This is a genomic window from Kosakonia sp. CFBP8986, from assembly GCF_034044935.1.
GTDB lineage: Bacteria > Pseudomonadota > Gammaproteobacteria > Enterobacterales > Enterobacteriaceae > Kosakonia > Kosakonia cowanii.
The window spans coordinates 416,811-441,386 of sequence record NZ_JAXCXB010000001.1; the positions used below are offsets into that span (position 1 = coordinate 416,811).

The 24,576-nt window shown below is 53.5% G+C and carries 28 protein-coding genes and 1 pseudogene; 23 read left to right on the top strand and 6 right to left on the bottom strand.

Annotated features, from left to right (window positions below; genetic code table 11):
* Nucleotides 1-106: 106 nt before the first annotated feature.
* Both SOM48_RS01940 and SOM48_RS01945 read right to left on the bottom strand, forming a co-directional pair.
* On the bottom strand, nucleotides 107-568 hold the full coding sequence (locus tag SOM48_RS01940; protein ID WP_320511333.1) for a YmfL family putative regulatory protein: 462 nt from the start codon (nucleotides 566-568) through the stop codon (nucleotides 107-109).
* Between the two features lie 25 nt (nucleotides 569-593).
* Nucleotides 594-836: a Cro/Cl family transcriptional regulator gene (locus SOM48_RS01945; RefSeq protein WP_320511334.1), complete on the bottom strand. Its 243-nt coding sequence runs from the start codon at nucleotides 834-836 to the stop codon at nucleotides 594-596.
* 100 nt (nucleotides 837-936) lie between these two features.
* Between SOM48_RS01945 and SOM48_RS01950 the strand changes: the two genes are divergently transcribed.
* The 11 genes from SOM48_RS01950 to SOM48_RS02000 all read left to right on the top strand — a co-directional run bounded on the left by SOM48_RS01950 (nucleotide 937) and on the right by SOM48_RS02000 (nucleotide 8,054).
* A complete protein-coding gene (locus tag SOM48_RS01950; RefSeq protein ID WP_320511335.1) occupies nucleotides 937-1,623 on the top strand; it encodes a LexA family protein in 687 nt (228 codons plus the stop codon).
* A 961-nt stretch (nucleotides 1,624-2,584) separates the two neighbouring features.
* Nucleotides 2,585-3,181: a hypothetical protein gene (locus SOM48_RS01955; RefSeq protein ID WP_320511336.1), complete on the top strand. Its 597-nt coding sequence runs from the start codon at nucleotides 2,585-2,587 to the stop codon at nucleotides 3,179-3,181.
* An 11-nt stretch (nucleotides 3,182-3,192) separates the two neighbouring features.
* Nucleotides 3,193-4,263, top strand: a complete 1,071-nt coding sequence (locus tag SOM48_RS01960; RefSeq protein ID WP_414672786.1) for a DGQHR domain-containing protein — start codon at nucleotides 3,193-3,195, stop codon at nucleotides 4,261-4,263.
* A complete protein-coding gene (locus SOM48_RS01965) occupies nucleotides 4,263-4,484 on the top strand; it encodes a TraR/DksA C4-type zinc finger protein (RefSeq protein WP_320511338.1) in 222 nt (73 codons plus the stop codon). The genes SOM48_RS01960 and SOM48_RS01965 overlap by 1 nt, the downstream gene beginning before the upstream one ends.
* Entirely contained in the window at nucleotides 4,474-4,785 is a 312-nt protein-coding gene (locus SOM48_RS01970) for a hypothetical protein (protein WP_320511339.1), read from the top strand. The genes SOM48_RS01965 and SOM48_RS01970 overlap by 11 nt, the downstream gene beginning before the upstream one ends.
* Complete coding sequence (locus SOM48_RS01975; protein ID WP_320511340.1) at nucleotides 4,782-5,033, top strand: hypothetical protein; 252 nt, start codon at nucleotides 4,782-4,784, stop codon at nucleotides 5,031-5,033. Before SOM48_RS01970 ends, SOM48_RS01975 begins: the two co-directional genes overlap by 4 nt.
* 362 nt (nucleotides 5,034-5,395) lie before the next feature.
* Nucleotides 5,396-6,163, top strand: a complete 768-nt coding sequence (locus tag SOM48_RS01980) for a DUF551 domain-containing protein (protein WP_320511341.1) — start codon at nucleotides 5,396-5,398, stop codon at nucleotides 6,161-6,163.
* A gap of 1 nt (nucleotide 6,164) precedes the next feature.
* A complete protein-coding gene (locus SOM48_RS01985) occupies nucleotides 6,165-6,401 on the top strand; it encodes a hypothetical protein (protein WP_320511342.1) in 237 nt (78 codons plus the stop codon).
* Entirely contained in the window at nucleotides 6,401-6,670 is a 270-nt protein-coding gene (locus SOM48_RS01990) for a hypothetical protein (protein WP_320511343.1), read from the top strand. Before SOM48_RS01985 ends, SOM48_RS01990 begins: the two co-directional genes overlap by 1 nt.
* Before the next feature lie 30 nt (nucleotides 6,671-6,700).
* Nucleotides 6,701-6,946: an excisionase gene (locus tag SOM48_RS01995; RefSeq protein ID WP_074777952.1), complete on the top strand. Its 246-nt coding sequence runs from the start codon at nucleotides 6,701-6,703 to the stop codon at nucleotides 6,944-6,946.
* A complete protein-coding gene (locus tag SOM48_RS02000) occupies nucleotides 6,927-8,054 on the top strand; it encodes a site-specific integrase (protein WP_320511344.1) in 1,128 nt (375 codons plus the stop codon). Before SOM48_RS01995 ends, SOM48_RS02000 begins: the two co-directional genes overlap by 20 nt.
* Nucleotides 8,055-8,083: 29 nt before the next feature.
* Here the strand turns inward: SOM48_RS02000 and SOM48_RS02005 are convergent, their stop codons facing one another.
* Complete coding sequence (locus SOM48_RS02005; protein ID WP_320511345.1) at nucleotides 8,084-8,938, bottom strand: putative phage abortive infection protein; 855 nt, start codon at nucleotides 8,936-8,938, stop codon at nucleotides 8,084-8,086.
* A gap of 122 nt (nucleotides 8,939-9,060) precedes the next feature.
* Complete coding sequence (gene icd / locus SOM48_RS02010; protein WP_023481567.1) at nucleotides 9,061-10,311, bottom strand: NADP-dependent isocitrate dehydrogenase; 1,251 nt, start codon at nucleotides 10,309-10,311, stop codon at nucleotides 9,061-9,063.
* A gap of 187 nt (nucleotides 10,312-10,498) precedes the next feature.
* On the opposite strand from icd, the gene rluE reads away from it, so the two are divergent.
* The 8 genes from rluE to SOM48_RS02050 all read left to right on the top strand — a co-directional run bounded on the left by rluE (nucleotide 10,499) and on the right by SOM48_RS02050 (nucleotide 18,326).
* Complete coding sequence (rluE, locus tag SOM48_RS02015) at nucleotides 10,499-11,146, top strand: 23S rRNA pseudouridine(2457) synthase RluE (RefSeq protein ID WP_320511346.1); 648 nt, start codon at nucleotides 10,499-10,501, stop codon at nucleotides 11,144-11,146.
* 17 nt (nucleotides 11,147-11,163) lie between these two features.
* Nucleotides 11,164-11,622, top strand: coding sequence for an NUDIX hydrolase (locus SOM48_RS02020; protein ID WP_128483164.1), 459 nt, complete (start codon nucleotides 11,164-11,166; stop codon nucleotides 11,620-11,622).
* A 55-nt stretch (nucleotides 11,623-11,677) separates the two neighbouring features.
* On the top strand, nucleotides 11,678-12,784 hold the full coding sequence (gene mnmA, locus SOM48_RS02025) for a tRNA 2-thiouridine(34) synthase MnmA (protein WP_320511347.1): 1,107 nt from the start codon (nucleotides 11,678-11,680) through the stop codon (nucleotides 12,782-12,784).
* 74 nt (nucleotides 12,785-12,858) lie between these two features.
* Nucleotides 12,859-13,488 (top strand): high frequency lysogenization protein HflD, encoded by a 630-nt coding sequence (gene hflD, locus SOM48_RS02030; RefSeq protein WP_042717549.1) that lies wholly within the window; start codon nucleotides 12,859-12,861, stop codon nucleotides 13,486-13,488.
* Between the two features lie 19 nt (nucleotides 13,489-13,507).
* Nucleotides 13,508-14,878 carry an adenylosuccinate lyase gene (gene purB, locus SOM48_RS02035; RefSeq protein WP_054802946.1) on the top strand — a complete coding sequence of 457 codons (1,371 nt, stop codon included), beginning with the start codon at nucleotides 13,508-13,510 and terminating at the stop codon, nucleotides 14,876-14,878.
* 135 nt (nucleotides 14,879-15,013) lie between these two features.
* Nucleotides 15,014-15,688: a two-component system response regulator PhoP gene (gene phoP, locus SOM48_RS02040; RefSeq protein WP_023481368.1), complete on the top strand. Its 675-nt coding sequence runs from the start codon at nucleotides 15,014-15,016 to the stop codon at nucleotides 15,686-15,688.
* Nucleotides 15,685-17,145 (top strand): two-component system sensor histidine kinase PhoQ, encoded by a 1,461-nt coding sequence (gene phoQ, locus SOM48_RS02045; protein ID WP_288880153.1) that lies wholly within the window; start codon nucleotides 15,685-15,687, stop codon nucleotides 17,143-17,145. The genes phoP and phoQ overlap by 4 nt, the downstream gene beginning before the upstream one ends.
* Before the next feature lie 59 nt (nucleotides 17,146-17,204).
* Nucleotides 17,205-18,326, top strand: a complete 1,122-nt coding sequence (locus SOM48_RS02050; RefSeq protein WP_320511348.1) for a ribosomal protein uL16 3-hydroxylase — start codon at nucleotides 17,205-17,207, stop codon at nucleotides 18,324-18,326.
* A 198-nt stretch (nucleotides 18,327-18,524) separates the two neighbouring features.
* Here the strand turns inward: SOM48_RS02050 and SOM48_RS02055 are convergent.
* Together SOM48_RS02055 and pepT are read right to left on the bottom strand one after the other, a co-directional pair.
* A pseudogene (locus SOM48_RS02055) lies at nucleotides 18,525-19,017 on the bottom strand (REP-associated tyrosine transposase).
* 133 nt (nucleotides 19,018-19,150) lie between these two features.
* On the bottom strand, nucleotides 19,151-20,389 hold the full coding sequence (pepT, locus tag SOM48_RS02060; RefSeq protein WP_139567075.1) for a peptidase T: 1,239 nt from the start codon (nucleotides 20,387-20,389) through the stop codon (nucleotides 19,151-19,153).
* A gap of 284 nt (nucleotides 20,390-20,673) precedes the next feature.
* Between pepT and potA the strand changes: the two genes are divergently transcribed.
* From potA to potD, 4 genes are read left to right on the top strand one after another with little or no spacing between them, the layout of a single operon-like run.
* Nucleotides 20,674-21,792, top strand: coding sequence for a spermidine/putrescine ABC transporter ATP-binding protein PotA (gene potA, locus SOM48_RS02065; RefSeq protein ID WP_023481534.1), 1,119 nt, complete (start codon nucleotides 20,674-20,676; stop codon nucleotides 21,790-21,792).
* Complete coding sequence (gene potB / locus SOM48_RS02070) at nucleotides 21,776-22,633, top strand: spermidine/putrescine ABC transporter permease PotB (RefSeq protein ID WP_279791795.1); 858 nt, start codon at nucleotides 21,776-21,778, stop codon at nucleotides 22,631-22,633. Before potA ends, potB begins: the two co-directional genes overlap by 17 nt.
* Nucleotides 22,630-23,418 (top strand): spermidine/putrescine ABC transporter permease PotC, encoded by a 789-nt coding sequence (gene potC, locus SOM48_RS02075; protein ID WP_023481287.1) that lies wholly within the window; start codon nucleotides 22,630-22,632, stop codon nucleotides 23,416-23,418. Before potB ends, potC begins: the two co-directional genes overlap by 4 nt.
* Entirely contained in the window at nucleotides 23,418-24,464 is a 1,047-nt protein-coding gene (potD, locus tag SOM48_RS02080) for a spermidine/putrescine ABC transporter substrate-binding protein PotD (protein ID WP_076769701.1), read from the top strand. Before potC ends, potD begins: the two co-directional genes overlap by 1 nt.
* Nucleotides 24,465-24,576 lie beyond the last annotated feature (112 nt).

The following is a 24,576-nucleotide window of genomic DNA, read 5'->3' on the forward strand; positions in this document are numbered from 1 at the left end:
CAGCGGAATTGCTTAGCTGGCCGAAATCGGTTTAAACTGTTCATGCGTAGGTATCTCCACACTTTGATCGACACGCCACGACGCCAGGGGCTGCAACCCGCTGGCGTCACTTCTTTTTGCGGCTGAAAAGCGCGATAATCGCGGCAATTTCTTCTTCACGCGCGGCCATATGGCGTCGGTGACATTCCATAATTTCTTCGGCTTCATCCTGCTCAATCACTCCATCTTCCAGCGCCTGCTGAATGATCTGGTCGACGTGTCCGCGCGCTGCTGCTGTTCTCATCGACCGACTGAAAAGATCAACACGGTCCAGGTCTTCCATGTTCGGCTGTTCCACCAGCAGGCACCCGCGGCGCCGGGCAAAATAGTCAGCCAGGCAAGAGGTGCCGGAGATGTCTTCCATTGCTTCCAGCTCTGTTACTTCAAAAGGTCGACACCCGTTTTTCTCGTATAAGTTGTTGTTGAATTGGGTAAGCGTCATGCCAAGTGCACCTGCCATCGCCTCGCGTCCACCGGGGAAGGCTTTACACATGGCCTTAACGGCTGTTTTCAAACTGTGCTCTACCATCTTGTTTTTCCTTTGGTAGTTACCATTACGCTGCGTTTTCTTTAGGGTTCAATTCAGGCCAGATTTTCGGCCAATCGCTTGGGTGAAGATCTTTTCTGCTGACTGCACCAGCTGAGTTGGACTCAATCAAAACTGATAAAGCCGGGCCTAACTTCTGACCCTTACTGATAGCCTTGCGAAGATATTCAATCGTGGTCTCGCAGCTTTCGGCGAATTCACGCTGTTTATTCAACGCCAAGCTGTTGAGATACGTTCTTAACGTTTCCATGAAGCCTCCATTGGGTAACAGTCAAAGTATACCTACGAGTATATTTTATTCAATACTCAGAGGTCATTTACCTAGGGGTAAATTCTCGTAAGATGCCAGCATGAAAGAACATATGAACAAAGCAATTTACGAAGTCAGGCGCAAGAAGCTTCAAGAGCTGGTATCGCGTCATGAAACGCAGAGGAAATTTGCTGAAGCAGTGGGCATGGATCCTACTGTCGTTTCGCGCATGCTTTATCCGGAAGGGAAAGCAAGTAAGAGAAACATTGGTGAGCAGGCAGCAAGGCAAATAGAAGATGCACTAAAGCTGCAAAGAGGCTGGATGGACGGGCTTGCTGATAAAACCGATAATAACGTCTCTTATGCAGGACTCAACGAACCACTAGGGGCTTATCCGGTGATAAGCTGGGTGAGCGCAGGGCAATGGATGGAAGCTGTAGAACCTTATCATCGTCGCGGTATTGACCGCTGGTATGAAACAACTGTTGAATGTTCAGAGGACTCTTTCTGGCTTGATGTAAAAGGCGACTCTATGACATCCCCTGTCGGACTGAGTATTCCAGAGGGCATGGCAATACTAGTTGATCCTGCTGTTGAACCACGCAGCGGAAAACTTGTGGTAGCCAAGCTCGACTCTGAAAACGAGGCAACCTTTAAAAAATTAGTTGTGGACGCCGGCCGAAAATTCCTGAAGCCCTTAAATCCTCAATACCCAATGACAGAGATCGACGGCAACTGCAGAATTATAGGCGTTGTGGTAGATGCAAAAATCACAAATCTTCCATAATCGCCCGGTTAAAATGCTGGCAGCAAAGACCAACTATCACCTTGATTCGATAATAAAAACTTCAACCTAAACCATCTAGAAAAATATCGTTGCTGTGTATCTCTCCCTCTTAGGCACAGCAACAGCACTTCTTTTTTTGCCCGTTCTACCCCCTATTTAAATTAACTTCCAAATCAATACTTTACTTATTACGCACGTAAAATATACCTTTAAGTATTTACAATCAAATATACTTGAAGGTATATTTTAATTCACGGCGTATGGCACATGCGTCGAAGCGGTCCACAGCCTCCCTTGAAGTACTGCATTGGGCTTGTGGGTAGCCGGAATGTGCAAGCCAGGCATGCGCCATACGGCGACTCACCATCGCGGCGATACGGTGTGACACCTCGGAAGTAGACGAGGACGCAACAGGAGAGAGCATTGGTTGGAACGCACATAGAAGCTTCGTTGTCCGGGCCAGTGGCTGGGGAAGAATCCAGTACAAACCGACCGGTGGCCAGATCGGTGCCAGGTTACGCAGTGCTCTTCCCGTTGTGGTGAATGCGGCTCAGCGCGCGCGGGACAGTTAACAACGTCTTTATCAGGTAGTTTGGTACCCGATCGCACGTAACTGGATGCGATCACCGGGAGGCACCCGGCACCACAAAGTAACAAAACGCAGTGTGTAGTCATTGGCGGCATCGGATCCTTACCCGTGAGGGTGCCGCACTTTTTTTCGCATAGATGCAAGCGCGCTCCGGCACTCTCCCTCAAGTGTCTGGTCGTTAATGCAAACCCCTTCCGGAGCGTGCTTACATCTGTGTGGAGATACCGTGGCGGTTGCAGCCGCCCGCTTCATTAAGCGCCCTTCTCTGTTCCAGGCGTTTATTAAAGCGAACCCATTTTTATTAATCGCCAGCCGGCGAGGGATTCGTGCAACCAAAAATCGCGCGTTGCAGCGCGCAAAGGAGATACCAACATGCGAATGACTGCCAAAGAGCTGATCGCCGATGCCAGACTGACAGGCCCTACTCTGCCACCAGCAGCAGCAAAGTTAATGACCGCTATGGCAGATCGCCTCAATGTTCAGTTCGTGGCGCTGTGCGAATCGCGGAACGAGGCGAAGCAGCTGGCTGGAGAAAATGCTCTGATGAAGTCGGCTATTAAGACTCACAGCGAATCGATCCACTTCTGCGTGGGTTGTGGCAAAGATGACCCATGTAGCAATGATGATGTTTGCTATGTACTCGAAGAAACCCCAGCAACTGATGCATTCCTAGGATCTCTGCGGGCGGAAGGGGCAGCAAATGCCATCCCTGAAGGTTATGTATTGATGCCAAAGCAAATACACCTGGATGCTGACGCGGTTGAGTGCATTTGTTCTCAGGGTGGTGATGGCGGCTTTGCATACGGGGATTTTACAGACGTGATTTTGTGGGTTGGCGAAGTGGAAAACGATGACGGAAGTAAAAATCACGGTCTGAATGTTTCCTCCGCAGATTACCCGGAAGAAGGCTCAATCAACCTCTGCAAATTCGCCGCCCAGCTTCGTAGCAAAACGGAGGTGCAGTCGTGAGCAAATCCAGTATGGAATATTACTTCGAGTTCCCTGCGTCCTGTGGAATGCAGGGCGATACAAGAGTGCTTTTGATGACCGTTCCGGGCCGCACGCTAACCCGCATTCTTGCATCCGACAACTTTGGGCACACCTTGGAACGCTCACAGCGCGAAATTAACAAAAGCCGGGTGAAGAAGTTTTACGACTACCTGGTATCAGCCCATGAGAACAAAGAACCGTTCATTATTCCGCCCCTGGTCGGCAACTGCGAATCTGATGTGGAATTCACTGAGGTTGGGAATAGTAACTTGGGGATAGTCCGTTTCCCCATGGACGCGATCATCAAGCTGTTTGATGGCCAGCATCGCGCGGCGGGCATTTCTCAGTTTTGCCGAACGCACGGCGAGACACTGTTTGTGCCTCTGATGATGACGCTGCAACTGCCACTCAAGACGCGCCAGCAGTTCTTCTCAGATATCAACAACAACGTCTCGAAGCCGTCTGCTGCCATCAACATGGCATACAACAGCAGGAACACCATTGCCCAGAGCATGATCACTTTCCTCAGAACGCACAGCATATTTTCTGAGTTGACTGACTTCGAACACAACGTTGTGCCCGCAAAAAGCGAACTGTGGATCAGCTTCAAAGCCCTGAGTGACGCAACGGCGAAGTTTAAAGGCGCGGGCGACTCATCCCTTTCAGAGGGTGATGTTTATGACCTGTGGGAAGCCTGGCTAAAACTGACTGCGATGGAAGGTATCAGGCACGGCGTGTCTCCGGCGGAATATAAACGCGATTACATCCAGTTCCATGCAGTCATGATCAACGCTTACGGCTACGCCATTCAGGAACTGCTTAAGCGTAAACCGGCGCATGCGGTTGTGCTGATGATCGATGAGTTGGTTGAAAAAGCCTCTATGAATGATTTGGAAAACTTCTTCCTGATTTCTAACTGGTCAGGCATCTGCGCCAGCACCGAGAAAGAAAGAGCTACGGTCATTGCGAGTGTTCCGGCTCAGAAAGCTGCAGGGCAGCGACTGGTAGCAGCCATCAGCTCGGGCTCGTTTGTAGCCGACAACAATGAGGTACGTGAGTGATGGCATCAGAAATCATCGACCAGGCCAACGCTCTGGTAGAGCTCAACATGGAGCATGCCTTACAGCGCATTCGCATCGACCGTGACGCAGTGTCTGCGGAGCAATGCGAAGCGTGTGGAATGGACATTCCTGAAGCACGCCGTGCTGCCGTTCCCGGCTGCAAAACCTGCGTGGATTGCCAGCAGTTGAAAGAGCTGCGGGGAGGCATACATGCTCGCTAAATTAATCACGCTGCTGAAAGGTACCAGGCCGGAAAGCACAGAGTTCGATTACACCCGACAGTACTGGGACCATGCCCTGCATTTCGTTCGCGGCTTCAAGCCGAAGGGGAAAATGGAGATCACAGGCCATTTCTTTGGCGCCGGGCTCATTCACGAGAAGAAGCCCAAGCAAGGCGACACGTTCACTATCGCTTTGACCGGCAACCGGACCGGCGTCCTTTGCATAAAGGCCATCGAGTTCTACCGCGATCCGAGCGATATGTTTTACGCCACAGTGACTTTTGAGGGGTTGAAGCAATGACTAACAACGACGAGCTGGCGCGTAACCCTGTGCTTGCCTATGCAAACAGCTATCGCAGCATGGCTAATCAAGGTAATGAATCTGTTCCGGTATGGGGTGTGATTACTGACCTGGAAAGAAATATTGCTCCACTTTTTGCCAGCCTGCTGGCAGAGCGTGACGCCGACAAGAAGCGCATCGCTGGCTTTCTACGTCAGGAGCATTACCGTACACGTCAAGCGGTGATCGATGGCCTCGCTTTCTGGTGAGTGCTGGGATGACATCAAAGAATATATAGAGAAGTGGGACGCCGAAGCGGATCGCATCAAACTGGAAGTGGGGCAGTAAAAAAATGGCTAAATCATCTGATGTGCATGACCTGTTAATTGCTTATCAAAAACAGACGCGAAAAGTACCAGCAAAGGGCGTTTATGCATCAAGACGGCGCCAGGTAGAAGTTCAGTCGGCGCACGTCCGCAAGATAATGCGCAAGCGTCGGCGATCAGCAGGAAAGTCAAATGAGCTAGGATGTCGCTTCACAGCTGAAATGCGCGTAAGACTAATTTGCGATATGAATTTTTGGGCGCTTGTATGTCGTTCTAACCGTCAGCATATCATTAAGGAATAATCCATGACCACACAACTGGACCGGGAGCAGCTGAAATCCCGCATTGAAAAGGCACTGAAAGACTTCACTGAAGGGCGCGCCAGCATGCACGTACCTCCATCCGATACTGACGTTGACATGGTGCTTTCTGAATGCCGTGACCTGCTGGCGGTAATGGACAGCGATAAAGTATACGGCCCGTATACGCCTAAGTTTGTAGGCGCTGGAGTGCGGGCAACTATCACGGAAGAGCTACCATCAGAACTGGAAGGCAAGCAGGTTTGGTTGACCATCGCACCGCCTGCATCAAAACGTGTTCGCTATGAAGTCAATGTCGGCGGAAATAAATGGGTTCAGTGCTCCATTCAAGCCTATGAGCGGGCAAAAAGTAAGGGGAAAATTACTCGCGAGCTTTATGTGCACCAGGCCCCGATAGCTGGACCTGATGAAAGCAGAGTTATCACTCATCACTTCGACACCATAGCGCTAGAAGCCGCAAGAGAAATCATGTGCGACGTGAATCGACGCGCTGACTTTCCCGGCGGTGATATACAGTTGCTCTCCCACATTCAGTGCCGCATAGGTGATGCCTGCCGCGCCGCCATGCTCAAAGCCGGAAATGTAACCGGATGGATTAAGTGCAGCGAGCGGATGCCGGAGGTGGGTGATGAATATTACCTCACGCATTCAAATGCCGGAGTGGACGTTAGTTATTTTTGTGGTGGCAGTTTCAGCGACGAGCACGCTACCCACTGGATGCCACTCCCGGCAGCGCCTGAGCAGGAGGTGTGAGGTGGAAACGATCCAGGATATCCGTAATCAGTTAGAGGCGCTCGTTACCACCGCGCACCGCGTCGCATGCTCTATAGATATCGGCGTAGATCGCACCGAAGCTTTCGAGTTATATGAGGCGCTGCGCAGGCTTCAACGCCGTGGCGCTGCCAGTGAAATGCTGGCAGCTACCAATCCCCTTCTAAATTTTCCATGTGAGGATGGCGAGGAAGATGAAGACTGGGACGAGGACGACTAATGCCCAGCAAACTGAAGCTGCGGCGCCAGCGCCGACTGCGCGAAGATGTGATCTGGTGGCGCGCTGAAGCAATGGACTGTAAAGCGCGCGTGCTGGAGCTGGCGAACCTGCTTGAGGAAGCCCGCCGACAGCGTGTACCGATGCCGGTGCTGGTAACGGCCAGAATAATCAAGCAGGTGGTTGCGTCTAGAAGCGAGCCTGTAATTTGTTTGAAATGCAACGACGGCGCCAGGCTTGGCTGCTCGTCATGTGCTTATAGATTGAAATAGCCGGTTGCAGCCGGTAGCGGAGAACCGAACATGATTCAGATGTTGACGCTTGAGGAATGGGCAGCAGATAAATATCGCAGCAATCCCCCCAGTGTTTCCACTCTTCGTCGTTATGCAAAACAAAACCTTTTTTCGCCACCCGCGATGAAGCAAGGAAGATTGTGGCGTGTACGTGAAGATGCGGAACTGGTTGGTGAATTAGCTTCGCCCATTATCAAGAATTCTGATTCACCAAAGTTATTAAGGATCCTTAACGATGGCTGCCAGACCCCGTAAAAATAATGTAAGCGTACCGAATTTATATCCGCTGTATAGCCGGAAGGTCAATAAAGTTTACTGGCGTTATAAACACCCTATTACGGGTAAATTTCATGCACTAGGTACAGATGAAGCAGAGGCTATAGCTATTGCTACTGAGGCTAATACTAGACTCGCAGAACAGCGTTCTCGGCAAATCATAGCGATCAGCGACAAAATAGCGACAGGCAAAGGTAAAGCTATAACCGCACACACCTGGCTTGATCGTTACTGGAAGATCCAAAGTGAAAGACTAGAAAGTGGCGATATCAAACTGAACACCTATAAGCAAAAAGCAAAACCAGTAGCTTTGCTTCGTGAGCGGGTAGGTACGAAATCGATCTCGTCGGTAAATGTGCGGGATATAGCTGAGATACTGGAGTCCTATGTTGCAGAAGGTCAACCGAGGATGGCACAGGTGATCCGCTCTGTTTTGATCGATGTTTTCAAGGAAGCCCAACATTATGGCGAGGTACCACCGGGTTATAACCCGGCTCTTGCTACAAAACAACCGCGCCGGCGAATTACCCGACAACGTTTAAGCCTCGAAGAATGGCAAAAAATTTTCGCGATAGCTGATACCCGCCATCAATACATGGGAAATGCAATGCTATTGGCGCTCGTTACTGGTCAGCGCCTCGGGGATATTTCTAACATGAAATTCACCGATATTTGGGATGACCATCTTCATGTTGTTCAAGAGAAAACAGGAAGCAAGTTAGCGATCCCGCTATCTCTAAGACTAAACGCGATTAACTGGAGTTTGCGTGAAGTAGTTGCGCGTTGTAGGGATTATGCAGTAAGCCAATATCTGGTTCATTTTTTTCGTGCCACTTCTCAAGCTGAACGCGGCGCACAGGTCAAATCGAATACTATAACAATGAATTTCAGCAAAGCGCGGGATAAAGCAAGTATCGATTGGGGGGATGGTAGTCCAGCCACTTTCCATGAACAGCGCTCTTTAGCAGAGCGCCTTTACGAGGTTCAAGGTATTGATACTCAAAAACTCCTTGGGCATAAATCACCTAAACAGACAGCTAAATACCACGATGACAGAGGTAAAGATTGGGTTACCGTGGCTATTTAGTGTCAGGGGGTGTTTAATAAATGCCCCCCCTAACAATCTATCAATTGTTTCATTTTCGCTGAGTTAATTAGTAATAGAGCATCATTATTTTCACCCCAAGCTGGGGCATCATAAAATAACACATGCGCATCACTAATCATTTTTTCGACCGGGAGATTGTCAAAAATAGAATATTTCTCGATATAATACTTGAACTTCAACCCATGCCTTGAAATGCCATTATAAAATAACATCATCATTTCATTATTTGAAATTTGCGCTCTCAATATATTTGCATACTTCTTTTTGTTATCTTCGTTAATAAATGAATTATCTACAAATCTAAACAAATTGTATAGATAACGATAATAATGAGAAAAATTATTAGATTTATTACTAAAGTAATTTTCGAATCGTTCTGAAAATAATTTCTTTTCATTTTCTAATGAAAATTTTTCTTTTTCCAGATGCTTGATGTTTTCAAACTCATACTCAGATTGGCAGTGAATTTTGAAACGCGTATAGCGATACGAAAATACTGAACGTCCCTCTCTACCTCTAGAGTTTTTCCCTTCTGGAATATTCATATCTTTTATTATTGTCTGCAATATATTGAGCAAATTAAAGAATGAATTCTCAAAATCCCTCAACCTCTCCGATTCTTCTCTATTTTTTGAATCATCCTCTAGCTTTTTTGTAGCATCTGTCTGCAATTTTATCGTCCATAATACCCCACAAAAACCTAGAGCTGAGAAAATCGATGTGAATGCGCCCCACGAGTCTCCAAAAACACCTTTTTGTTCAGGTGTCATGCCTTTAAACAGCCACAAACTATTTGTTAATAGATAGCCATAACCATAGCTGATGATCATACCTACAGATATGAGTATCAAAGCACGAAACATGATGCTTACTATCCTTGCAGTTTTGATAAATTATTTTGATAATTTTTTGATAAACATTCGAAAGCTAATTATAAAAAACGGGAACCATCAGGCCCCCGTTCTTGTGCAGCCCGCAGCGCGGATTACATGTTCGCGATAATCGCGTCGCCAAACTCTGAACATTTCAGCAGCTTAGCGCCATCCATCAGACGTTCGAAATCGTAGGTCACGGTTTTGGCAGCAATCGCGCCTTCCATACCTTTAACGATCAGGTCTGCGGCTTCGAACCATTCCATATGACGCAGCATCATCTCAGCAGAGAGAATGATGGAGCCCGGGTTCACTTTATCCTGGCCTGCGTATTTCGGCGCGGTGCCGTGGGTGGCTTCGAACAGTGCGCACTCGTCGCCGATGTTCGCGCCAGGCGCGATACCGATACCGCCAACCTGTGCCGCCAGGGCGTCGGAGATGTAGTCGCCGTTCAGGTTCATACAGGCGATAACGTCATACTCTGCCGGACGCAGCAGGATCTGCTGCAGGAACGCATCGGCGATCACATCTTTAATGATGATCTCTTTGCCGGTTTTCGGGTTCTTGATTTTCTGCCACGGGCCGCCGTCGATCAGCTCACCGCCAAACTCCTGCTGAGCCAGCTGGTAACCCCAATCTTTGAACGCGCCTTCGGTGAACTTCATGATGTTGCCTTTGTGCACCAGCGTCACGGAATCACGGTCGTTGGTGATGGCGTATTCGATCGCTGCACGAACCAGGCGTTTGGTGCCCTCTTCGGAGCACGGCTTGATGCCGATACCGCAATGTTCCGGGAAGCGAATTTTCTTCACGCCCATCTCTTCGCGCAGGAATTTGATCACTTTTTCCGCGTCGGCAGAGTCAGCTTTCCACTCGATGCCAGCGTAGATATCTTCGGAGTTCTCACGGAAGATGACCATGTCGGTCAGTTCAGGCTGTTTCACCGGGCTCGGGGTGCCCTGGTAGTAGCGCACCGGGCGCAGGCAGACATAGAGATCTAGCTCCTGGCGCAGGGCAACGTTCAGAGAACGGATACCGCCGCCAACCGGGGTGGTCAGAGGGCCTTTAATCGCTACGCGGTAATCACGAATCAGATCCAGTGTTTCAGGCGGCAGCCAGACATCCTGGCCATAAACCTGGGTCGATTTCTCGCCCGTGTAAATCTCCATCCAGGAAATTTTACGCTCACCTTTGTAGGCTTTTTCCACAGCGGCATCGACCACTTTCAGCATTGCCGGGGTCACGTCAACGCCGATACCGTCGCCTTCAATAAACGGGATAATCGGGTTAACAGGAACGTTGAGCTTGCCATTTTGCAGGGTGATCTTACTACCTTCCGCCGGAACAACTACTTTGCTTTCCATTCACCTCTCCTTCGAGCGCTTCTGGTTGTTTTGCTCGCTGACTTCATGCCGGGGCGCTCAGACTGCGTCCGCTCACCTGTTACGTGAATCACACAGAGCAAACCGTTTTTTGTTAATGAATTGTAATGAGCCCGTCAATACTAACCGATAGTTCGACGCCATGAAAGGCAATCATGATTCCGCTATAATGCGGCAATTGATAACCTGTGAAAATACCATGACGAAAACTTCTTATAGAAATCACAAGCTTGAGCGATTCAGCTCACGACAACCCGCCCGAACGGCTGAAAAAAGCGCGCCAACGCGCGTGATTTTGTTTAATAAACCCTACGATGTTTTACCCCAGTTCACCGACGAAGCCGGGCGCAGCACCCTTAAAGAGTATATCGACGTTCCTGGCGTCTATGCCGCAGGCCGTCTCGATCGCGACAGCGAAGGGTTACTGGTGTTAACAAACGACGGCGCGCTGCAAGCGCGGTTGACCCAGCCGGGTAAACGCACCGGGAAAATCTACTATGTGCAGGTCGAAGGCGAACCCACTGAAGAGGCGCTTGCACAGTTACGCACTGGCGTGACGCTCAACGATGGTCCTACCCTGCCCGCTGAGGTTGAGCGTGTTGAGGAGCCCGCCTGGCTGTGGTCGCGTAACCCGCCGATTCGCGAGCGCAAATCGATCCCGGCCTGTTGGCTGAAAATCACCCTTTATGAAGGCCGCAATCGCCAGGTGCGGCGAATGACTGCCCACGTTGGCTTTCCCACTTTGCGCCTCATCCGCTACGCTATGGGAAACTACACGCTGGAAAACCTCGCCAATGGCGAATGGCGTGACGCTTAACTGCCAGGGAGAAATCGATGTTTAAACCCCATGTCACCGTAGCCTGTGTGGTTCACGCGCAGGGAAAGTTCCTCGTTGTCGAAGAGACGATCCGCGACAAGGTATTGTGGAACCAGCCTGCCGGTCATCTTGAAGCGGACGAAACATTAGTGCAGGCCGCGAAGCGCGAGCTGTGGGAAGAGACAGGTATCGATGCCGCGCCGCAGCACTTTATCCGCATGCATCAGTGGATTGCGCCCGACAACACGCCCTTTTTGCGCTTCCTGTTTGCTATTGAGCTTAACGAAATGTGCGCCACTGAGCCGCACGACAGCGACATCGACCGCTGTTTGTGGGTAACGGCTGAGGAGATCCTCACTGCGTCAAACCTGCGCTCGCCGCTGGTTGCCGAGAGTATTCGCTGCTACCAGAGCGGTCAGCGTCTGCCGCTGGCGACAATCGCAGAATTTAACTGGCCGTTTACAGGGGATGCCTGAGCGAGCAGTGCGTGCTAGAATACGCCGCCCTGAAGTTCTTCGTTGTGAGTATTCTATGTCTGATAGCCCAAAAAAAGTGATCGTCGGCATGTCCGGCGGTGTCGACTCTTCCGTTTCCGCCTACTTGTTGCAGCAACAAGGTTACAAGGTGGAAGGCCTGTTCATGAAGAACTGGGAAGAGGATGACGGCGAGGAATACTGCACCGCGGCGGCGGATCTGGCCGACGCGCAGGCCGTCTGCGACAAGCTCGGCATTGAGCTTCACACCGTCAATTTTGCCGCAGAGTACTGGGACAACGTCTTTGAGCACTTCCTTGCGGAGTACAAAGCCGGGCGCACGCCGAATCCCGATATTCTCTGCAACAAAGAGATCAAATTTAAAGCCTTCCTTGAGTTCGCCGCCGAAGATCTTGGCGCGGACTATATTGCCACCGGCCACTATGTGCGCCGCGCCGATGTCGACGGCAAAAGCCGCCTGCTGCGCGGTCTCGACGGCAACAAGGATCAGAGCTACTTCCTCTATACGCTGGGCCATGAACAGATCGCCCAGAGCCTCTTCCCGGTCGGCGAACTCGAAAAGCCTCAGGTGCGTAAAATCGCCGAAGAGCTGGGCCTTGCCACCGCGAAGAAGAAAGACTCAACCGGTATCTGCTTTATCGGCGAGCGCAAATTCCGCGAGTTCCTTGGCCGCTATCTGCCTGCGCAGCCGGGCAAAATCGTCACCGTTGATGGCGAAGCGATCGGCGAACACCAGGGCCTGATGTACCACACTCTGGGCCAGCGCAAAGGCTTAGGCATTGGCGGCACTAAAGAGGGCAGCGAAGATCCGTGGTATGTGGTCGACAAAGATGTCGAAAACAATATCCTTATCGTCGCCCAGGGCCACGATCACCCGCGCCTGATGTCGGTCGGGCTGATTGCCCAGCAGCTGCACTGGGTCGATCGCGAGCCGGTCAATGGCACGCTGCGCTTTACGGTGAAAACCCGCTACCGCCAGCAGGATATTCCTTGCACCGTCACGGCGCTGGACGACGATCGCATTGAAGTGCGTTTCGACGAGCCGGTGGCTGCCGTCACGCCGGGTCAATCCGCCGTCTTCTATCTGGATGACGTCTGCCTTGGCGGCGGCATTATCGAGCAGCGCCTGCCGCTGCCGGTTTAACTCTGTTTTAGCGATATCGGACTGGCTAACGCCCGCGCAGATGCACTCAGACGCGGGCACAAAAAGGAGTAAGTGTGGCGAAGAACTATTACGACATTACCCTGGCGCTGGCAGGCATCTGTCAGTCAGCACGTCTGGTGCAGGAGCTTGCGCACCAGGGCCACTGTGACGCCGACGCGCTGCACGTTTCCCTTAATAGCGTTATCGATATGAACCCGGACTCCACCCTCGGCGTGTTTGGCGGCAGCGAAGCCAACCTGCGCATTGGCCTGGAGTCGCTGCTTGGCGTGCTCAACGGCAGCAACCGCCAGGGGCTGAACGGGGAAGTGACCCGCTACACCCTGAGCATGATGGTGCTCGAGCGCAAGCTGGCGGCAAAAAAAGCGGCGATGGAGACGCTCGGCACCCGCATTGGTGGCCTGCAGCGCCAGCTTGAACACTTCGATCTGCAATCCGACACCCTGCTGAGTGCGATGGCCGCCATCTATGTCGACGTCATCAGCCCGCTCGGGCCGCGCATTCAGGTCACCGGCTCCCCTGCCATTTTGCAAAGCGCGCAGGTGCAGGCCAAAGTGCGCGCCACCCTGCTGGCTGGCATCCGCGCCGCCGTGCTGTGGCACCAGGTGGGCGGCGGTCGGCTACAGTTAATGTTTTCCCGTAATCGCCTGTCGACACAGGCCAAACACATTCTCGCTCATTGTTAACCTCCCGGAGTTGTGACTTATGGAATTATCCTCACTGACCGCCGTTTCCCCTGTCGATGGACGCTACGGCGATAAAGTCAGCGCGCTGCGCGGGATCTTCAGCGAATTCGGTTTGCTGAAGTTTCGCGTTCAGGTTGAAGTACGCTGGCTGCAAAAACTGGCGGCACACGCGGCGATCAAGGAAGTTCCTGCTTTTGCCGACCACGCAAACGGTTTCCTCGATAAAATCGTGACGGACTTCTCGGTTGAAGATGCGCAGCGCATCAAAACCATTGAGCGCACCACTAACCACGACGTGAAAGCGGTGGAGTACTTTCTGAAAGAGAAAGTGGCCGAGGTTCCGGAACTGCACGCGGTCTCTGAGTTTATCCACTTCGCCTGCACCTCCGAAGATATCAACAATCTCTCCCACGCCCTGATGCTGAAAAGCGCCCGCGATGAGGTGATCCTGCCTTACTGGCGTCAGCTGATTGACGCGGTGAAAGCGCTGGCCGTTGAGTACCGTGATATTCCGCTGCTGTCGCGCACCCACGGTCAACCGGCCACCCCGTCGACCATCGGTAAAGAGATGGCGAACGTCGCTTACCGTATGGAGCGCCAGTACCGCCAGCTCAACCAGGTGGAAATCCTCGGCAAAATCAACGGCGCGGTTGGCAACTATAACGCCCATATCGCCGCTTATCCGGAAGTGGACTGGCACCAGTTCAGCGAAGAGTTTGTCACCTCATTAGGCATTGAGTGGAACCCCTACACCACGCAGATTGAGCCCCATGACTACATCGCCGAGCTGTTTGACTGCATGGCGCGCTTCAACACCATCCTCATCGACTTCGACCGCGACGTCTGGGGTTATATCGCCCTGAACCACTTTAAGCAGAAGACCATCGCCGGGGAGATTGGCTCCTCGACCATGCCGCATAAAGTGAACCCGATTGACTTTGAAAACTCCGAAGGCAACCTCGGCCTGTCGAATGCCGTGCTGCAACACCTGGCGAGCAAACTGCCGGTCTCGCGCTGGCAGCGCGATCTGACCGACTCGACAGTGCTGCGTAATCTCGGCGTCGGCGTCGGTTATGCGCTGATCGCTTACCAGTCGACTCTGAAAGGCGTCAGCAAACTGGAAGTGAACCGCGACCGCCTGCTGGATGAGCTGGATCACAACTGGGAAGTGCTGGCCGAGCCGATTCAGACGGTGATGCGCCGTTACGGCATTGAGAAGCCGTACGAAAAACTGAAAGAGCTGACCCGCGGTAAGCGCGTTGACGCCGAAGGCATGAAGCAGTTTATCGACAGCCTGGCGCTGCCGGAGGAGGAAAAAGTGCGCCTGAAAGCGATGACGCCGGCCAACTATATTGGTCGCGCTATCACCATGGTTGATGAGTTGAAATAAGCCCCGCCCGCTCTGCCCGCCCTCTTTCGCCGGAAAGAGGGCATCTTCCTGTTACGGTTGAGTAAATGTTTATCCCTCTTGTAACAAAATCAGCGTTAAACTATTCACTCCAAAAATAGAGGGAGAGGTCTGACGATGCGCGTACTGGTTGTGGAAGATAATGCTCTGCTGCGCCACCACTTAAAAGTGCAGTTGCAGGAGCTGGGACATCAGGTCGACGCCGCTGAAGATGCAAAGGAAGCGGATTACTTTCTAAACGAACACCTGCCGGATATCGCGATTGTCGATCTTGGCCTGCCGGATGAAGATGGCCTGTCGCTGATCCGCCGCTGGCGCAGCCACGAAGTCTCACTCCCGGTGCTGGTGCTTACCGCGCGCGAAGGGTGGCAGGATAAGGTCGAAGTGCTGAGTGCGGGCGCCGATGACTACGTCACCAAACCGTTCCATATCGAAGAAGTGGTGGCGCGCATTCAGGCGCTGATGCGCCGTAACAGCGGCCTCGCCTCACAGCTGATTTCCATGCCACCGTTCCAGGTTGACCTCTCACGCCGCGAACTCTCGGTCAATGAAGAAGTGGTCAAACTTACCGCCTTTGAATACACCATTATGGAGACGCTGATCCGTAACAGCGGCAAAGTGGTGAGCAAAGATTCGCTGATGCTGCAACTCTACCCCGATGCCGAACTGCGCGAGAGCCACACCATTGATGTGCTGATGGGTCGCCTGCGCAAAAAGATCCAGGCCCAGTATCCCGATGAGGTGATCACCACCGTGCGCGGTCAGGGCTACCTTTTCGAACTGCCAAAATGAAACGCCTGCTGCGGCACCTCTTCCCACTCTCACTGCGGGTGCGCTTTTTACTCGCCACCGCCGCGGTAGTGATGGTGCTGTCGCTGGCCTATGGCGTGGTCGCGCTGGTCGGTTACAGCGTCAGCTTCGATAAAACCACCTTTCGACTGCTGCGCGGCGAGAGCAACCTCTTCTATACGCTGGCGCAGTGGAAAGAGAACAAGCTGGAGATCGACCTGCCGGAAAATCTTGATCTGCAAAGCCCGACCATGACCTTTATCTACGACAAAAACGGCAAGCTGATCTGGTCCCAGCGGAATGTGCCGTGGTTGCAAAAGCGTATTGAGCCGGAGTGGCTGAAAAGCGATGGTTTTCATGAAATTGAAGCGGATATTGACTCCACCAGCACGCTGATCAACGACGATCATGCCGCCTCGGAGCAACTCAAAGCGATCCGCGAAGATGACAGCGACTCTGAAATGACCCACTCGGTGGCGGTAAACCTCTACCCTGCCACCGCGCGTATGCCGCAGTTGACCATCGTGGTGGTCGATACCATCCCGATTGAGCTTAAACGCTCCTATATGGTGTGGAACTGGTTTATCTATGTGCTCTCGGCCAACCTGCTGCTGGTGATCCCGCTGCTATGGCTGGCGGCCTGGTGGAGTCTGCGGCCAATTGAGGATCTGGCGCGCGAAGTGCGCGAGCTGGAGGAGCACCACCGCGAGCAGCTCAACCCGGAAACCACCCGCGAGTTGACCAGCCTGGTGCTTAACCTCAACCGCTTGCTGAAAAGCGAGCGTGAGCGCTATGACAAATATCGCACCACCTTGACCGACCTCACCCACAGCCTGAAAACGCCGCTGGCGGTGCTGCAAAGCACGTTGCGCTCGCTGCGCAGTGACAAGATGAGCGTCAGCGAAGCCGAACCGGTAATGCTTGAGCAGATCAGCCGCATCTCGCAGCAGATTGGTTACTACCTGCACCGCGCCACCATGCGCGGCAGCAGCATGCTCAGCCGCGAGCTGCATCCGGTCGCCTCACTGCTCGATAACCTCACTTCCGCGCTGAATAAGGTCTATCAGCGCAAAGGGGTCAATATCACGCTCGATATCTCGCCGGAAGTGGGTTTTGTCGGCGAGCAGAACGACTTTATGGAAGTGATGGGCAACGTGCTGGATAACGCCTGCAAATATTGCCTCGAGTTTGTTGAGGTCTCCGTTAACCAGAGCGACGACACCCTGCATATTGTGGTGGAGGATGATGGCCCCGGCATTCCGCTGGCAAAACGCGAACTGGTGTTCGATCGCGGTCAGCGCGCCGACACGCTGCGTCCGGGCCAGGGCGTCGGGCTTTCGGTGGCGCGGGAGATCGTCGAGCAGTATGGCGGGCAGATCCTGACCGGCGACAGCCTGCTCGGCGGCGCGCGCATGGAAGTGATTTTTGGTCGTCAGCAAACGGGAATAACGGGCGACTGAACCCCCTTAACCCAGCTATAATCGATTATTCAGCCCATGATTAATTGCCGGAAATGTATATGGAATATCACGTAGAGATAAACTGGCCAGATTTTATTCAACGCTACTGGCAGAAACGCCCGGTGGTGCTGAAACGCGGAATTAAGGATTTCGTCGACCCGATTAGCCCGGACGAACTGGCGGGGCTGGCGATGGAAAATGAAGTCGACAGCCGCCTGGTCAGCCATCTTGATGGCAAATGGCAGGTAAGCCACGGCCCGTTTGAGAGTTACGATCACATGGGCGAAAACAACTGGTCGCTGCTGGTACAGGCGGTGAACCACTGGCATCAGCCTGCTGCAGCACTGATGAGCCCCTTCCGCGTGCTGCCGGACTGGCGCACCGACGATCTGATGATCTCCTTCTCGGTGCCTGGCGGCGGCGTTGGTCCGCACCTCGATCAGTATGATGTCTTTATTATTCAGGGTACCGGCCGTCGCCGCTGGCGCGTCGGGGATAAAGTGCCGCTGAAGCAGCACTGCCCGCACCCGGATCTGCTGCAGGTTGATCCTTTCGAAGCGATCATTGATGAAGAGATGGAGCCGGGCGATATCCTCTATATTCCGCCAGGATTCCCGCATGAAGGTTATTCGCTGGAGAACTCCCTCAACTACTCGGTCGGTTTCCGCGCGCCAAGCGGGCGCGAGCTGATCAGCGGCTTTGCCGATTACGTGCTGCAACGTGAGCTGGGCAGCCAGCGCTACAGCGATCCGGACGTGCCGGAGCGCGAGCACCCGGCGGATATCCTGCCGCAGGAGTTGGATAAGCTGCGCGAGATGATGCTCGGGCTGATTAATCAACCGGCGCAGTTTAACGAGTGGCTCGGCGAGTTTATCTCCCAGTCGCGTCACGAGCTGGATGTCGCGCCGCCAGAGCCGCCCTATCAGCCGGATGAGATTTACGATGCGCTGAAACAGGGCGACAAGCTGGCGCGTCTCGGCGGCCTGCGCGTGCTGCGCATCGGCGACGATGTGTACGCCAACGGCGAGAAGATCAACTCCCCGCACCGCCCGGCGCTCGAAGCGCTGGCTCGCCATAGCATTATTTCTGGCGAGATGTTTGGCGATGCGCTGGACGATCCCTCCTTCCTCGCCATGCTTGCCGCACTGGTAAACAGCGGGTACTGGTTCTTCGAGGATTAATATCCTCTGGCGCCATCGGGCATCATGCCTGATGGCGCTATGCTTATCAGGCCTACAAAACCGCACTAACCCGTAGGCCGGATAAGGCGGTACGCCGCCATCCGGCAATGAGCACTGTGCCTGAAAACTGCCTGATGGCGCTACGCTTATCAGGCCTACAACACCGCGCTAACCCGTACGCCGCCATCCGGCAATGCATTAACGTCTCTCCCCGGCATCCATATCGGTTATCTCCCCTGCCCAATCCTCCGGATATACCCCGGCGCGGGCATCGCGATGAAAGGTGGAAAAGGGCCATTGCGCGGTGCATTTCACAAATCCATGTTTAACCGGGTTGATATACACATAATCCATATGATGCCGGTAATCCCGCTCATCGCGGATGGTGTGGCTCCCAAAAGCGCGGCTGCCAGATCTCTTTCTGCCTGAGCGACTTGCTGAAGGCTTTCTTAAGCTCGCGCCAGCGACCGGAAAAATCATCATCGTTTGCGGGTAAGGTCCAGATGCAGTGCATATGCTCCGGCAGGATAACCCAGGCATTGATATGAAAAGGCTGGCGGCGTTTCACCGTGAGGGTTGCACGACGCAAAGTATCAATATGGCGGATAAGAAGATCGCTGCGCCGATCGCGCAGGTTGACGGTGAAAAACCATGTGCCGCCGGGCACATAATGACGACGATAGTCAGACATCTGGAAACTCCTTTTCCATTCGTAATCCCTGTTGCCTGATGGCGCTACGCTTATCAGGCCTACAACACCGCACTAACCCGTAGGCCGGATAAGGCGCTTGCGCCGCCATCCGGCAATCATTCCCGCGCCGGGATCACCCCTGCGCGGTCTGCCTTTCGGCGGTTAACTCCGCGATCCGCACAATCACCTGCACCGCTTTCTCCATGCCGTTCAGGGTGGCGAACTCGTGTTTGCCATGATAGTTGTAGCCGCCGGTAAAGATATTTGGGCAGGGCAGCCCCATGAAGGAGAGCTGTGCGCCGTCGGTGCCGCCGCGGATCGGTTTCATCTGCGGTTCGATATCACAATCGCGCATCGCCTGCTGGGCAATGTCGATAATGTGCGGGAACTCCGCCACCTTCTCGCGCATATTGTAATAACTGTCTTCAATCGCCAGTTCGATATAGCAATCCGGGTGCAGCCCTTTGCCCACCTCTTTGGCGATCTCCATCATCTTACGTTTACGTGCTTCAAACGATTTACGCTCAAAATCGCGGATGATGTAGTGCATCTCAGCGCGATCCACCGTGCCTTTAATGCTGGTGAGATGGTAAAAGCCCTCATACCCTTCGGTCTGCTCCGGGCTCTCCTCTTCCGGTATGCGCGCATGAATTTTGCTGGCGAGCGTCATAGCATTGACCATCACCCCTTTTGCGGTGCCGGGGTGGACGTTATTGCCGACGATTTTCACCGTCACCGACGCGGCGTTGAAGTTCTCAAACTCCAGTTCACCGATGCCGCTGCCATCCATGGTGTAGGCCCACTTCGCGCCAAAGGCCTCAACATCGAAATACTTCGCCCCTTTGCCCACCTCTTCATCGGGCGTGAAGGCCACGCAGATATCGCCATGGGGAGTGTTTTTTGTCTTCAGCACCGCCAGCGCAGTCATGATCTCCGCCACGCCTGCTTTATCATCCGCGCCGAGCAGGGTTTTGCCGTCGGTGGTGATGAGCGTATGACCGAGCAACTGGTGCAGCACCGGGAACATCACCGGCGAGAGGATCTCATCGCCGACACCCAGCGCAATATCACCGCCACGGTAGTTTTCGAGGATCTGTGGGTTAACGTTTTTGCCGCTGAAGTCGGGCGAGGTGTCGACGTGGGAGATAAAACCAATCGCCGGAACCGGCTTGTCGACGTTGGATGGCAGTTTCGCCATCAGCGTGCCCTTATCGCTTAAGGTCACGTCCACCAGCCCCATCTCTTTAAGCTGGTCTTGCAGTAAATGCAGGAGCTTCCATTGACTATCCGTACTTGGCACCTGCCGCACGCCGGGCTTCGATTGCGTATCCAGCGTTACGTACTGCAAAAAGCGCTCTAATAACTTATCCATAAAGCCCCCTAACAAAATGTCACAACATTATCAGTAAGCGTGAAAAGACAAATATTGCGTCAGGTCACTTTTACCCGGCAAACGAGAATATTTTAAAGGTCGTCGTATTAAACGTAGTTGAGAAAGTGACTGATTGAGCGGCGAAAAGCCATCAACGATTGGCGATTTAACCGCTTTGCCGTAGAATGCCTGGCCTTAAATCGTGCACAACCCTGAAGGTGGTTAATCACAAACCCCGCATCTGATACGCCCTCCGATGCGCAAACACGGGACAGAGTCAAAAATTGAATACACAATCGCGTTCGCGTTCGCCGCTGGTTGAGCTGGCCGGTCTGCGCAAAAGCTTTGATGGCAAAACGGTAATCTCCGATTTCAATCTCACCATTAATAACGGCGAATTTCTTACGCTGCTCGGCCCCTCCGGCTGCGGTAAAACCACGGTTCTGCGCCTGATTGCCGGGCTTGAGAGCGTCGATGTTGGCCATATCCAGTTAGATAACCAGGATATTACCGACGTTCCGGCGGAACATCGCCATGTGAACACCGTTTTTCAAAGTTACGCCCTCTTCCCGCATATGACCGTGTTTGAAAACGTAGCGTTTGGCCTGCGGATGCAAAAGACGCCCGCGGCCGAGATTACCCCGCGCGTCACCGATGCCCTGCGCATGGTGCAGCTTGATGAGTTCGCCCAGCGTAAACCGCACCAGCTCTCCGGCGGCCAGCAGCAGCGCGTCGCCATCGCCCGCGCGGTGGTCAATAAACCGCGTTTACTGCTGCTGGATGAGTCCCTCTCCGCGCTCGATTACAAGCTGCGCAAGCAGATGCAGAACGAACTGAAAGCGTTACAGCGGAAACTCGGTATCACCTTTGTCTTTGTGACCCACGATCAGGAAGAAGCGCTGACGATGTCCGATCGCATCGTGGTGATGCGTAACGGGCGCATCGAGCAGGATGGCACGCCGCGCGAGATCTACGAAGAGCCGAAAAACCTCTTTGTCGCCAGCTTTATCGGCGAAATCAATATCTTCAACGCCACGGTGATTGAGCGTCTCGACGAGAGCCGCGTACGTGCCAACGTTGAAGGCCGCGAGTGCAATATTTACGTCAACTTCCCGGTAGAGAGTGGTCAGCAGCTCAATGTGCTGCTGCGCCCGGAAGATCTGCGCGTCGAAGAGATCAACGACATCGCCGAGGTTGAAGGGCTGATTGGCTACGTGCGCGAGCGCAACTATAAAGGCATGACGCTGGAGTCGATGGTTGAGCTGGAAAACGGCAAGATGGTGATGGTCAGCGAGTTCTTTAACGAAGACGATCCCGACTTTGACCACTCACTGGATCAGAAGATGGCCATCAACTGGGTCGAGAGCTGGGAGGTCGTGCTGGCTGATGAAGAGCACAAGTAAATTCCAGAAAGCGGTGATCGCGACCATCGTCGGCTGGCTGGTGCTGTTTGTCTTCCTGCCGAACCTGATGATCATCGCCACCAGCTTCCTGACCCGCGACGACGCCAACTTCGTCAAGCTGGTCTTCACGCTGGATAACTACGCGCGGCTGCTCGATCCGCTCTACTTCGATGTGCTGCTGCATTCGCTGAATATGGCGCTGATTGCCACCTTCGCCTGCCTGCTGCTCGGCTACCCGTTTGCCTGGTTTCTGGCAAAGCTACCGGCGAATGTGCGCCCGCTTCTGCTCTTTTTGCTGATTGTCCCCTTCTGGACCAACTCGCTGATCCGCATCTACGGGCTGAAGATCTTCCTCAGCACCAAAGGCTACCTCAACGAATTCCTGCTCTGGCTGGGGGTGATCGACACGCCAGTGCGCATCATGTTTACGCCGGGGGCGGTGATTATTGGCCTGGTCTATATCCTGCTGCCGTTTATGGTGATGCCGCTCTACTCCAGTATTGAGAAGCTCGACAAACCGCTGCTGGAAGCGGCGAAAGATCTCGGTGCCAGCAAGCTGCAAACCTTTCTGCGCATTATTATTCCGCTGACCATGCCGGGGATTATCGCCGGTTGCCTGCTGGTGATGCTGCCGGCAATGGGGCTGTTCTACGTCTCGGATCTTATGGGCGGAGCGAAAAACCTGTTGATCGGCAACGTCATTAAGAGCCAGTTCCTCAATATTCGCGACTGGCCGTTCGGCTCCGCGACCAGTATCACCCTGACGCTAGTGATGGGGCTGATGCTGCTGGTCTACTGGCGCGCCGCGCGTCTGCTTAACAAAAAGGTGGAGCTGGAATGATCGGTCGTCTCTTCAGAGGCGGTTTTATGGCCGCCATTTACGCTTACCTCTATATTCCGATCATCATTCTGATCGTGAACTCCTTTAACAGTTCGCGCTTTGGCATCAACTGGCAGGGCTTCTCCACTAAGTGGTACGGCCTGCTGATGAATAACGACAGCCTGTTGCAGGCGGCGCAGCACTCGCTGACCATGGCGGTGTTATCCGCCACCTTCGCGACGCTTATCGGCGCGCTGACGGCGGTGGCGCTTTACCGCTACCGCTTTCGCGGCAAGCCGTTTGTCAGCGGCATGCTGTTTGTGGTGATGATGTCGCCGGATATCGTGATGGCCATCTCCCTGCTGGTGCTGTTTATGCTGCTCGGCGTGCAGCTCGGCTTTATGTCGCTGCTCTTCTCGCATATCACCTTCTGCCTGCCTTTTGTGGTGGTAACGGTCTTTTCGCGCCTGAAAGGGTTTGATGTGCGGATGCTGGAGGCGGCGAAAGATCTCGGTGCCAGCGAGTTCACCATTTTGCGCAAGATTATCCTGCCACTGGCGATGCCTGCCGTGGCGGCGGGCTGGCTGCTCAGCTTTACCCTGTCGATGGACGACGTCGTGGTCTCCTCGTTTGTTACCGGACCAGGGTATGAGATTTTGCCGCTGAAAATTTATTCGATGGTCAAAGTGGGCGTCTCGCCGGAAGTGAACGCGCTGGCCACGATTCTGTTAGTGCTGTCGCTGGTGCTGGTGATCGCCAGCCAGCTGATTGCTCGCGATACGACGAAAGCTAAGAGGACATCTTAATGAAAAAATGGTCACGCCACCTGCTCGCCGCAGGCGCGCTCGCCTTCGGTATCAGCGCCGCCCACGCGGATGATAACAAAACGATCTACTTCTATAACTGGACCGAGTATGTGCCGCCAGGCCTGCTGGAGCAGTTCACCAAAGAGACCGGCATCAAAGTGATCTACTCGACCTACGAGTCGAATGAGACGATGTACGCCAAGCTGAAAACCTATAAAGAGGGCGCCTACGATCTGGTGGTGCCTTCCACCTACTTTGTCGACAAAATGCGCAAAGAGGGGATGATTCAGAAGATCGATAAGACGAAGCTGACCAACTTCCACAACCTCGATCCGCAGATGCTCAACAAGCCCTTTGACCCGAGCAACGACTACTCGATCCCCTACATCTGGGGCGCAACGGCGATTGGCGTGAATAGCGATGCGATGGATCCGAAAAGCGTCACCAGTTGGGCCGATCTGTGGAAACCGGAGTATAAAAGCAGCCTGCTGCTGACGGATGATGCGCGCGAAGTGTTCCAGATGGCGCTGCGCAAGCTCGGTTACTCTGGCAACACCACCGACCCGAAAGAGATTGAAGCGGCCTATAAAGAGCTGCAAAAACTGATGCCAAACGTCGCCGCCTTCAACTCCGATAACCCCGCTAACCCCTATATGGAGGGGGAAGTAAATCTCGGGATGGTGTGGAATGGCTCGGCGTTCGTTGCGCGCGAAGCGGGCACGCCGCTGGAGGTGGTGTGGCCTAAAGAGGGCGGTATCTTCTGGATGGACAGCCTAGCGATCCCGGCGAACGCGAAAAACGTCGACGGCGCGCTGAAGCTGATTAACTTCCTGCTACGCCCGGAGATCGCCAAACAGGTGGCGGAAACCATTGGCTACCCGACGCCAAACCTTGCCGCGCGTAAGTTGCTCAAGCCAGAAGTGGCTAACGACAAATCCCTCTACCCGGATGCGGAAACCATCAGCAAGGGCGAGTGGCAAAATGACGTTGGCAGCGCCAGCGCGCTGTATGAAGAGTATTATCAGAAGCTAAAAGCCGGTCGTTAAGATCGCAGATCGCCGTCCGGTGTGACATTTTTCGCAGCGGACGGCGATAAAAAACCCGCCGCTGTCGTTGTGTATCCGCGCGACTGCACTAGAGTCAATGGATGTCCGGTTA